At 46.5% G+C, this 391-nt stretch carries 1 protein-coding gene; it reads right to left on the bottom strand.

What is annotated here, in order from left to right:
• Nucleotides 1-68: 68 nt before the first annotated feature.
• Entirely contained in the window at nt 69-230 is a 162-nt protein-coding gene (locus ELS82_RS26660; RefSeq protein WP_167489582.1) for a hypothetical protein, read from the bottom strand.
• Nucleotides 231-391: the final 161 nt, after the last annotated feature.

The following is a 391-nucleotide window of genomic DNA, read 5'->3' as shown; positions in this document are numbered from 1 at the left end:
TTAGGCTTTAGTTCTTTGTCCCTCAGGCAATTCGTCCCTAGTAGACTCAGCAAATCCGCATTGTCGTTCTAAGTCCTTGAATCTCTCAGGCGGTAAAACATGCCAATGTTCGCGGGTTGCTTCATTGTCAGGTCGTGGCGGTCGGCTTCTTGTTTAACTGGCTCAAAGTCGCTTTCAGGTTCATTACCAAGCAGCATTTCAGCTTGGCAGTTGCCTCGGCAATTCAACATTGTTTTGCGCTTTGGTTGGAAAAATAGGGCGCTTGTTGTTTCTTAGTCGGGTTGCCTCATTGGGCAGGGAAGTGGAATTACTGGTTTTAGGTTAATCGCCTTTGGTGGCCAAGTTGGTTCTTGCCTTGTGGTTTAGTTCAGAAAACCAGTGAGAAATAGCA

The organism is Vibrio ouci, from assembly GCF_004551525.1.
GTDB lineage: Bacteria > Pseudomonadota > Gammaproteobacteria > Enterobacterales > Vibrionaceae > Vibrio > Vibrio ouci.
The sequence above is the reverse complement of the archived record's forward strand: the minus strand, read 5'-3'. Positions and strand labels throughout refer to the sequence as shown.

What these genes read in the sequence shown, in the direction of transcription:
- ELS82_RS26660 (WP_167489582.1), bottom strand. Translation starts at nt 230, where the DNA reads ATGTTGAATTGCCGAGGCAACTGCCAAGCTGAAATGCTGCTTGGTAAT.